Annotated in this window: 7 protein-coding genes and 1 tRNA gene; 3 read left to right on the top strand and 5 right to left on the bottom strand. The window is 43.1% G+C overall.

Annotation, left to right across the window (positions count from 1 at the left end; genetic code table 11):
* The 5 genes from I8748_RS23125 to I8748_RS23105 form a co-directional block, all read right to left on the bottom strand.
* Positions 1 to 1080: citrate synthase (locus tag I8748_RS23125; protein WP_198126958.1), on the bottom strand; the 1080-nt coding region annotated here is incomplete at its 3' end.
* A 112-nt stretch (positions 1081 to 1192) separates the two neighbouring features.
* Positions 1193 to 1687: a phosphohistidine phosphatase SixA gene (gene sixA / locus I8748_RS23120; RefSeq protein ID WP_198126878.1), complete on the bottom strand. Its 495-nt coding sequence runs from the start codon at positions 1685 to 1687 to the stop codon at positions 1193 to 1195.
* A gap of 268 nt (positions 1688 to 1955) precedes the next feature.
* A complete protein-coding gene (locus I8748_RS23115; RefSeq protein ID WP_198126877.1) occupies positions 1956 to 2426 on the bottom strand; it encodes a DUF29 domain-containing protein in 471 nt (156 codons plus the stop codon).
* Positions 2427 to 2538: 112 nt separating this feature from the next.
* Positions 2539 to 3825 (bottom strand): DHH family phosphoesterase, encoded by a 1287-nt coding sequence (locus tag I8748_RS23110; RefSeq protein ID WP_198126876.1) that lies wholly within the window; start codon positions 3823 to 3825, stop codon positions 2539 to 2541.
* Positions 3826 to 4811: 986 nt separating this feature from the next.
* Positions 4812 to 5309 (bottom strand): HNH endonuclease, encoded by a 498-nt coding sequence (locus I8748_RS23105; protein ID WP_198126875.1) that lies wholly within the window; start codon positions 5307 to 5309, stop codon positions 4812 to 4814.
* Positions 5310 to 5657: 348 nt separating this feature from the next.
* Here I8748_RS23105 and alr point away from each other — a divergent pair, with 348 nt between their 5' ends.
* The 3 genes from alr (at position 5658) to I8748_RS23090 (ending at position 9681) form a co-directional block, all read left to right on the top strand.
* Positions 5658 to 6845, top strand: a complete 1188-nt coding sequence (alr, locus tag I8748_RS23100; protein ID WP_198126874.1) for an alanine racemase — start codon at positions 5658 to 5660, stop codon at positions 6843 to 6845.
* Between the two features lie 84 nt (positions 6846 to 6929).
* Positions 6930 to 7011, top strand: a tRNA-Leu gene (locus I8748_RS23095).
* 1119 nt (positions 7012 to 8130) lie between these two features.
* Positions 8131 to 9681, top strand: coding sequence for a radical SAM protein (locus I8748_RS23090; protein ID WP_198126873.1), 1551 nt, complete (start codon positions 8131 to 8133; stop codon positions 9679 to 9681).
* Positions 9682 to 10388: the final 707 nt, after the last annotated feature.

The raw sequence follows: 10388 nt of genomic DNA, 5'->3' as shown, positions 1-10388 counted from the left end.
GGGACGGAAAATCCGGTTTTCTGCTAGCTGCTCTTTCCAATGGGCTAGCCAACCGGCAACGCGAGCGATCGCAAATATTGGTGTAAACAAGTCTGTGGGAATTCCCATTTTCCTATACACCAAACCTGAATAAAAGTCAACATTGGGATAAATCCCTTTGCTGCCAAGTTTTTCTTCGACTACTCTTTCCATCTCTTGGGCAATGTCATAATATTTATCTGCCCCAAACTTGGCAAACAACTGTTCTGCTAAGTTTTGTAAAATGGTGGCTCGTGGGTCTTTGACTTTGTAAACGCGATGCCCAAAGCCCATAATTTTGGCTTTACGTTGCAGAAGATCCTCAACGTAGGGACGGACATTTTCTACTGAGCCGATGTCTTCCAACATCTGAATTACTTCTTCATTGGCTCCACCATGCAGCGGCCCTCCCAAGGTGCCTACAGCACTAGCAACCACGGCGTAGGGGTCAGTTAAGGTAGAAGCCGTTACCCTGGCACTAAAGGTAGAGGCATTCATTGTATGTTCGACATGAAGTATCAAGCAAATGTCGAAAATTTTTGCCGCCAAAGGATCGGGTTCTTTCTCATTCAGCATGTACAAAAAGTTTGCGGCGTAGTCTAAGTCATCACGAGGCCGCACCGGATCATTACCCTTCCGCATCAACTGAAATGCAGCCACCATTGTGGGAATGGTTGCTATCAAGCGCACTACAGAATCCCGAATGTAAACAGGGTTGTGTAAGTCACGCAGAGAATAGAACAAACCCAAAGCCGCAGCAGAAGCTTGCAAAGCATCCATTGGGTGACCACTTTCAGGAAAGGATTTCATCATGTCCCGAATGCGGTACTTTATCCGCCTGTGGTGGCGAACTTCATCTTCAAACGCTTTTAGTTCTTCTTTACTTGGCAGTTCACCCCAGATTAAGAGATAAGCAGTTTCCAAAAATGTACTTTTTGCTGCTAATTCCTCAATCCGGATGCCACGATACTCTAGTATTCCCTTTTGCCCATCTACATAACTGATACTCGATTGGGCGGCGGGAATGCCTTCTAAACCAGGCTTGTATTCGCACACCATCATGGCAACACCATTTGCTTTGTGAAATATCCGACTAGCTAATTTACCAGAAAATGATTTTCGCCATAACAGTAGCCGATCTAACAACAATCCTTAGAGAAAGGTTGAAAAACTGTTACAGCAGGTACTTGGGTGGTGTCATCCAGAACATCTGACTACGACCCACAGCAGACCCTATTTCTGGTAGTTTTATCCCAATCATACCTGCTTTTTTCAAGACTAGGCTGGCTTTGACTTCCCCCCAAAGCAAAATTTCTGCCCAACTGCTCAAACAAGGTTCGTGTCCCACCAAGGCAAGCTGGGTATTTGGGGAATAATTTCTCGGTTCTAACCAGTTAAGCAGCCAACTGGAAATTTGTCCATCAGGGGCAAGGTGAGTTGATTCCTCTAACTGGGAACTGACTCCGGCTGCGATGAGAATTTCAGCCGTTTGGCGGGCGCGTACTAAGGGACTGGTGAGAATCAAATCAAATTGCAAACCCAGTTTTTCCAGCCGATGAGCAACTTTTTCAGTTTTTTGTCGCCCTTCTTTGGTGAGATTTCGCTGTTCATCTTTCAGACCAGGTTGCTTTTCTTCGGCGATGCCATGACGAATTAGATACAGTTCCACACTAGAGTCCTGAGTACTAAATTCAGCTGCTTTAACACAATATTAGAACGCTATCCATCACTTAGTAAAACTAAAATTATTGTAGTGTCGTGTCAAGGCTAAAATGGTGGATTAACGAACCGCAGAGGCGCAGAGAACACAGAGATATTAGAAGAAATTTATGCACAACTTTAGTCGTGACACGCTACTACTTAAGATTTACTTAGGTTTAGATTTTGCAAACAGTTTACTGCTTCAAGAACACCGCGTAGCGTAGATAACCTTACAGCTATTTGTCAGCGTGAGGATAAAAGTCTAAGTCTAAAATTTCATCGACAGAAAAAGGGCAGGCGATCGCAAAATTTTCTTCTAACAAACCAGTTTCCACCATAGCCTCTCGCCGCGCTCTTTGATAAGTACTATTAATCCACTGTGCATCATCTAAAAAACGGCGCAAGCTTGGACTTTCTTGCAGTAATTCATCTATATTTAGTCGCTCACGGGTAATGGTTACTTGCCAACTTTGGGTACGACGTTCGGGTTGATATTTCCACTTCAACAAATGTGATAACACTAACCGCAATGCACTTTGCAAAGCCCGCTGTTGACTTTTACCCAAGTCCACTACTTCCTCAATTAAGTTGTCTAAATCCAGCGCTTCCCACTGATGTGATTGTAAAAGCTCTGCGGTTTGCTTTACCCAAGCATAATAATCTTGCTCGTACAAAGTTTGTAACATTTGGAGTTCTCTAGACTGCACAATCTTCCTCCTGAGCAAGATTGAAATGTTGGTATGAAGGGCATTTAGAAAAGAGAGCAAAGGCAAAGCGAAAAGATTTACTATAACTTACCTTCCGCCCCTTTGCTCTGTTTTACTCTGACTGAATCGGGTTATCTTTAGGATTAACTAACCTCAGCAGCTTTTGCTTAATTTGAGTATCGAAAACTTCCCATTTCATTTTTGCATAGGCAGAATTTTCATTACTACCTGATAAGAAACCCATGGGAATTTCAAAGCCGCCTGCACTGGTGCGTCCACCACCAAAAAATCGCCCTGTGCTATCTTGCCCAAAGGCTTCTTTGATGAATTCATCAGGGTCGAGGGTGAGTTTTGTAGTTCTCAAGGAACCGATGACTACTTCTAATTCATCATCTTCATCGTGAACGATACCGTAAACTACTGCGGTGTGGACGTTTTCTTCAGTAACCAAGAAATCTGCCGCTTGGGGGATGGCGTCGCGGTCGTCGTAGCGTAAGTAACCAACACCAGCAATGGAAAAGTTATTTTGGACGATGCGATTTTTTAGCGATCGCTCGATCACATCCATCACCCGCTTGGAACGATTTGCCTGTAAAATCGCATTCAGCAGCTGGGCATCATAAAATCGGCTCAGATATGCAGCTGCCATAAAGTCTTCTTCTTGGGCTTGCATCAGCCGATTAGTATCCGATCGCAAGCCGTGCATTAAAGCTGTAGCACATTTAACATGTTGAGCGATGCTGCTATCTAAGGTCAGTAACCCCACCTGTAAATACTGTGTAAAAATCGTTGCAGTTGCTCGCACATAAGGACGGACATCTACAAACTCTGACTTGAGTTCCGCCTGTAAGCTGTGATGATCTATGACTGCTATCAGCGGTATATTTGCGTGCTGTATACAAGATAGTAGCTGACTTGTTGTTCCTTGATTATCAATTAAGACAAAACCTTGATAAGATGATAAATCCTTGCTTTTCAAGGTTTGCTGTGTCCAACGCTGAGCTGGTAAGTTTGTCAGCTTGACCAGGGCAATATTTTCTTGGTGGCTTAAAGTACCAGCATAAATAATTTCACATTTAATATCGTATTGCTGGGCAATTAACTGGTAAGTCCAAGCAGAAGAGAGAGCATCAGGATCAGGAAAATCTTGCAGAATTATCAGATGACGCTCATGTTGGTGCGCTAACAGGGTTTTTTGCAGTTCTTCAGACTTCTGAAAAGCCAAAGAATTGCTTCGCTGATTTGTATAAAAAGTTACTGAATCTCCTGTGGATGGTGGCAAGGATGGCCTGGTAAATGGCACTTCAACCGCTTCTTTATCTATCTCACCATCTTCAGGGTGTGGTTCTGTCTTCAATGACAATTTCTCAGACTGCTTAAAAGAAGAATTCAATTGCATAGCAAACGTTTTTGTTGAGTGTGAGGCGTCGTTAATTTGTTAAGAAATCTTAAAACCAGCACTGTACTGATTTAGCCGCACATTATGATCTTCGCAAAAAGATAGAATCTTGTGGATACATATGTGGGTCTATTTTTTTATCAATGGAATCTATGAGAAATATGCTAAGTTACACCTGAGTGGATACAAGTGGCTCAAAACAAAGACCTTTGGTTGCTTAAATTTCATCTTAAAGGAGTACAAGTAGGAGGCAGGAGGTAGGAGTTGTAGGGGCGGGTATACCGCGAAATGCAGTTAGTAGCAATATATACCCAGTAAATCTGCCCATACAGGAGTTAGTGGTTATTTCCCTCATCCCCCTATCTCCTCTACTCAGTAATAACTATTGAGTATTAGTTAATACTTGAATTTAACTATATGTGTGGTTATTAGTTCTAAATGTTGCCGAGGATAGATAATTAATAATTATTTGTATTTTGAACTACAAAGACACTTAGATTGCGATTCTCAGCAAACTTCAAGTACGAGCTAGGAGGCAGAATAACAATCTTTCCTGTCTTCTCAATTCTGACCTCGAAGCGAAAGCCTATTGCTGGTAGCGAGATGATTACCAAACTACAAAAACAAACTTTAGAGTGTATCAGCGCTTTTGCAAAATTACAAGGTATAATCGAAAGCTAAATATTTGCAAATGACTTTAGCAGGCGATCGCAGAGAATCCCCAACAAGATGTATAGCCTAGTCGCATAGCTTAGGACAATGTTAATTGCTCAAAGCCAATGAACAACTGGCTTCTGACTCAGAACTCAGCACGAGCGCACTTTGCTGTATCAGCACTTCATATGGGCCCATCCAGTCAACAAAGTTTGTTTGCACCCAGACTCAACTGACACCAGATGCATACAGGTCTATGGCTAAGACACAATCGCAGCACCAAAAGTGATGACAACTACTCTGCCATCTTAATTCAGTTACTTAGCCCAATGCTAAAGACCTATAACATATTTTTGCCACTCTTGGTGTAGTCCATTCTTCAGATGCTTGCTAACCTCAAAATATAGGCTGCTATAAGGTTGGCGAGGGGCATGACGTAGAGGCATGTGTGCTTCGTGGGGTGTGCGATTGCCTTTTTTGACATTGCAACGTACACAAGCAGTCACAATGTTTTCCCAAGTATCGCCCCCACCGCGCGATCGCGGTATTACATGGTCTAACGTCAACTCATCACCTATATAACCGCAGTATTGACATGTATGACCGTCACGGTGCAGTATATTGCGGCGAGTGAGAGGCATCTCCTTGTAGGGAACGCGCACGTAATGACGCAATCGAATAACGGTTGGCAACGGGAAATCAGAATAAAGAAATTTACCGTTGTGTTCAACGCGTTCTGCTTTGCCTTTAATTAATAAAACCGCAGCCCGACGCCAGCTCGTGATATTGAGCGGTTCGTAAGAGGCGTTCAGGACTAAAACCTTCCCCATTGATTAACGCTCAAGGTATTAGTTTTACATATATTAACACAAATATACTCTTCTTGGAAGATGAGAATAAATTATACTTCCGGAATAATTTAAAAATTAATGTTTAGTTACAGGGCATTGGGAATTGGGCATTGGGCATGGGGAATGGGGAGACAATAAGTAAGAATAAATATTCAGTAACTAACCACTGACAACTGACAACTGACAACTAACACTTAAGCATCTTGTATCAATTCGCAAATCAACGCTAAACTTCCAGATTAACTCGCTATGTGGCTTGTAGGTCTATAAATAAGCATAATAAATAACTTACAAGCAAAAGCAGTGGTGTGATAGGAGGGAGTAAAAATGTTAAGTCGTAAGCCAAGACCTAGTGTTGATTCTAATCAAGAGTGCGATACCTACGCGTGGTTCTCACAACGTGCTTGGGTGGAAATTGATCTAGAGGCTTTATCGTACAACGTCAAACAACTGGTGCAGTTTTTGTCACCACGTACTCAATTGATGGCAGTGGTAAAAGCTGATGCTTATGGGCACGGAGCAGTAACAGTTGCCCAAACAGCATTAGAATCGGGAGCTAGTTGGCTGGGAGTTGCTACAGTTCCAGAGGGTATTCAATTACGGGAAGCAGGCATTAATGCTCCAATTTTGATTTTGGGGGCGACTCATACAATAGAACAAATTCATGCGATCGCTCAATGGAAATTACAGCCAACTTTGTGTAGCCCCAAACATGCCTTAATTTTTTCTAATATTTTAGAATCTATCAAACATGATTCCCCTATTCCCGTACACATCAAATTAGACACGGGAATGTCTCGCTTAGGTACTAATTGGCAGCAAGCAGCTGAATTTGTGCAGTTAGTGCAACGGTTGCCTCATCTTGAAATGAAGAGTATTTATTCTCACCTAGCAACAGCAGATAGTCCTGATGCTACAGTCATGCAAGAACAGCATAGAAGATTTTCAGAAGCGATCGCCCAAATCAAAGCCATGGGAATTAAAATCCCCTGCTTGCACTTGGCAAACTCAGCCGCCACTCTTGCAGATTCAGCATTGCACTATGACATTGTACGAGTCGGTTTAGCAGTTTACGGACTCTATCCAGCGACTCATTTACAAAATGTCATTGACCTCAAGCCAGTTTTACAACTCAAGGCGCGAGTTACCCAAGTGAAAACAATTGCCGCTGGAACTGGCGTCAGCTACGGTCATCAATTCATCGCCCCTCATGAAATACGCCTCGCCGTTGTGGGAATTGGTTACGCTGATGGTGTACCGCGTAATCTTTCTAACAATATGGAGGTACTAATTCGCGGTCAACGAGTGCAACAAATCGGCACAATTACAATGGATCAGTTGATGCTGGATGTGAGTGCCTTTGGTGATTTACAAGAAGGGGAAGTAGTCACCTTACTTGGTCAACAGGGAAACGAGCAAATTTCAGCTAATGACTGGGCAGAAAAACTCAACACCATTTCATGGGAAATTCTCTGCGGGTTCAAGCATCGTCTGCCTCGTGTTGCAGTCATGTAATTGGGAATTGGGCATGGGGCATTAGGTTTCTTTCCAATTGCCTCTTGCCGTACATAATTAGTTATGTTAGGATAATAAGCTAATGCGGATGTGGCGGAATTGGCAGACGCGCTAGATTTAGGTTCTAGTTCCGAGAGGAGTGAAGGTTCAAGTCCTTTCATCCGCATGAACGTGTAAACATAAAATAGTAATAAGTTTCAAGCACTAGCAAAGTACTGCATAGTCTTGAAACTTTTTTTTGACTACTAGCTTGAAACAGAGAGTTGGAAGTAGGCAACGGATAGCTATGCTCAAAAAGACAGTTTGATATAGCAAAGTGCGATCGTGTTGTAGACGCTTGGTGCGGCTTCCCCCAAGGTGGAGCCACTGTGCGATCGCGCTTTGGCGACAGCCGTGTATGTGGCGTTGCTAAGTAAAAAGCCAGTTTATTCAAGGCTTTGAACAATCAACACTGTCCTCATACCATTTCCAAAAATATTTGCAACACATAAATCGACTCTCCGGGGCGTACAGCTGTACGCCCCTACAACTTTACGTCTCATTGAGATTCGTTCAGGCAAGATGTAGCATTCTTATTTAACGAGAGTGCTTGAACCTACTGTTTTTCCATTATATATAGTGCTGATTTATACTGCAAAATATTGCCAATTTCTGATGCTTTTCATGCTGTAAAAAGACTCTTAGGTTTAAGTTATTTATCGATCGGTTCTATCAAGGGTATTGAATTGCAGATTTAAGGGAATTGGTTATTTTACAGTGTATTGGTAGATTTAAGAGATGCCGTAGCTGATGAACTATATTTATATGCGAAGCATATATTTGATATAATTTACTATTGTCTTTATCATTTTTCTGTTGTTCATTAAAAAAAATCCCGCTTCTGATCCAATTAAGTATTTTTATACTACTGCAAATAAAGATTTAGGCATTGTTAGACGATAGCCAAAACCAAGCACGAAGAGAATCGTTGCGCTTTTACCTGAACAAGAGTGAGGCACTGAACAATGTTTATTTCAAGCTTATTATCAAAGCTCCTTGATATCTGGCAAACAGCATTAACTTGTGAGCAATGATTGAAGACAGGAAGTGGCATAGCAAAACATTGTTGGTATGAGAATAATTAAGAGAAGTGGAGATTTGTCTCATTTCATATGTTTGTTATATTTTTCTGCTACTCTCTGAATTTATAGAAGATTGGCTAACCGACTTGTCCTAAAGCCAAAGAATTGCAATTGGGACGGCTCGAAAAGCCCCTACTTTTATCGCACATGACGCACCCTCAACTATGGTAGTTAAAGAGTCTCCAACAATTGGACTGATTGAAGTTCCAGCAACAGGACTATACGATGCAGAAGGCAAAAATTGGACTTCTTTATATAGACATCGTTCCTTAATCAGTAAGCAAGTTTTGATCCCTGACTTGCAAGCAGGAGGATTTGATGCCCGATTGGTCAACCTCAGAGATGATAACTATAGTGAAGAATTTGGGGAAGTTTCCTGGAAAGGGATGACCCTGCGGAAAACTTACGTTGGGGGCAAAATTTCCGCCCTCGATCCCCACGCATTCGATGCTTGGGGAGTTACAGTTAATTTCTCCCAAGACCGTCAAGTCACTTGTATGATAATCGAGCATCTGGCTAAGGGAGGTCGTCCCATTGTCGTTGGCGGATCGGATGCTTTCGCTGAACCGCACCACTACTTGAAAGCTGGCGCAACAGCAGTTGTTCAGGATAAATCCGGGGCAGCAAATTGGGCAATTTTCGACTATGTACTGGGAAAAACTCCACGGGAAGAACTTACGGGTGTGATTCTCGCAGACGGCAAACAATATCCCAGAAAGAATAAAGCCAAAAGTCCAGAGGATTGGGCCCTACCCTCGGTGGAAGTGGCGCAGGACTGTTTAGGGACACTCCCCAATGTCCAGGGATTTGTGCCAGTAGGTTCACTGGTGGCTGATATTGGTTGCGATCGCACCTGCGATTTTTGCATGACACCCACCTACGGCACTGGCTTTCGGAGAATGTCCCCAGAAACAGCCCTCAAATGGTTGGCTATCCAGAAAGAAGCGGGGGCCCGTTCGATCAATATCGGTTCCGATCAATTCCTCGCCCGTGGACTCTTTCCGGAGGGACGACAAGAGATCCTCGAAATTACCAATGGTGCGCGGGAGATGGGAATAACTCTGATGTGGCCGAATGGTTTAGAACTGAGGAAAACAACTTTGGGAAGTGGGCGGAACTACGAAAGCACTGACCTCAGACCTGACGAAGAACTGATTGAAGCACTGTTTGGCTGGGATGGCAAAGTCGGTTGTCCTTTGGCTTATATCCCTGCCGAACGTCCCGTTTTTGGACGAGAAGCCTACAAGAAGCTCCTGCCGTGGCAAGAGCATTGTACGTTGATGAAATCTGTAGTCAGAACTGGTGTACCTGTCATTGCTTATGGCATCATTATCGGGCTACCCGACGATGACAATGATGACTTGTTACGTCTTGAGGAAGCGATCTCAGAACTCGTGGATGAACTGGTAGAGATTAACCCTCAGCTGGAATTTCAGACTTCGTGCTACAGCATTATTCCCTTGCCCGGAACTCCGCAAGCCTTTAATTTACGCAAGTCAGGACTGCTACAGTTTGAAGACACCTGTCTTTGGGGGGTGTGGACTACTACTTCCAAGACTCATCACCTTACCTACGAGCAGGTCTCCGATTGGCAAATTCGTCTGTCTAATATTCGCAGAGCAGCGTCTGAATTTACCAACTATAACGGGGAATATTCAGGGATGGTTAGTCAAGCTTCCTCCGACGACTCAAAGATTGTGTTGGCAAATTCTTGAGCTAAGGAACTTCCAGAAATAAAATATACAGTTTGATAATAATCATTACAGTAAAGAGGGCAAGGGTTCCAACGGCAACTCTTGCCCTCCCTAAATAGATCGAATAAAAAACTTCACTTCAAAAGGGGATGGAGTTTTTGGGCATAAGGAATGGGGTATGGGGCAGTCCCCCAGACGCTCAAAGACTCGCTAACGCTGCGCTAACGACGGAAACCGCCAAGATGGGGGCTGCCTCACCGCAGTGGCTCCTCAAGCACTCAGCAACGCCACATGCTCCACTTGGTGAGTGAGTCGCCGTCTTGGCGCTTTGCGTCGATGGCGAACTCACGAACCCGAAGGGGGAGACCCCAAGACCGCAGTGGCTCCTCAGCACTTGGCTATAACTGTTGAATTTCAACTGGCTGCATTAATAATAATCGGTGAAGTGGGAATTATATAGAGAATTCCACTAATAAAAGCTGAGGTAATTTTCATGCTTACTTTATATTAACTTTCAGAAATTTTACTTAATAAATCGTCACATTCCATGAGATTTGAGCGAGCCAGATTGTTTTTAAGTGTTAATACTGAGAAAAAATTAGTTAGATTTTGGTAACTTAACTGTAGTATTTCAGCGAGTATCACTTAAAGTTACGTGGCTTTATTTAGTCTTTACTTTTTGTTGACTTATTCTCTAGAGATGTCGATCTATCTCAGTACAAATAAGT

The sequence above is a fragment of the Amazonocrinis nigriterrae CENA67 genome (genome assembly GCF_016056305.1).
GTDB classification, from domain to species: Bacteria; Cyanobacteriota; Cyanobacteriia; order Cyanobacteriales; family Nostocaceae; genus Amazonocrinis; species Amazonocrinis nigriterrae.
Note: the sequence above shows the minus strand (reverse complement) of the source record. Positions and strands in the feature narration are given on the sequence as shown.

What these genes read in the sequence shown, in the direction of transcription:
- I8748_RS23110 (WP_198126876.1), bottom strand. Translation starts at nt 3,825, where the DNA reads ATGCAATTGAATTCTTCTTTTAAGCAGTCTGAGAAATTGTCATTGAAG.
- I8748_RS23105 (WP_198126875.1), bottom strand. Translation starts at nt 5,309, where the DNA reads ATGGGGAAGGTTTTAGTCCTGAACGCCTCTTACGAACCGCTCAATATC.
- alr (WP_198126874.1), top strand. Translation starts at nt 5,658, where the DNA reads ATGTTAAGTCGTAAGCCAAGACCTAGTGTTGATTCTAATCAAGAGTGC.
- I8748_RS23090 (WP_198126873.1), top strand. Translation starts at nt 8,131, where the DNA reads ATGGTAGTTAAAGAGTCTCCAACAATTGGACTGATTGAAGTTCCAGCA.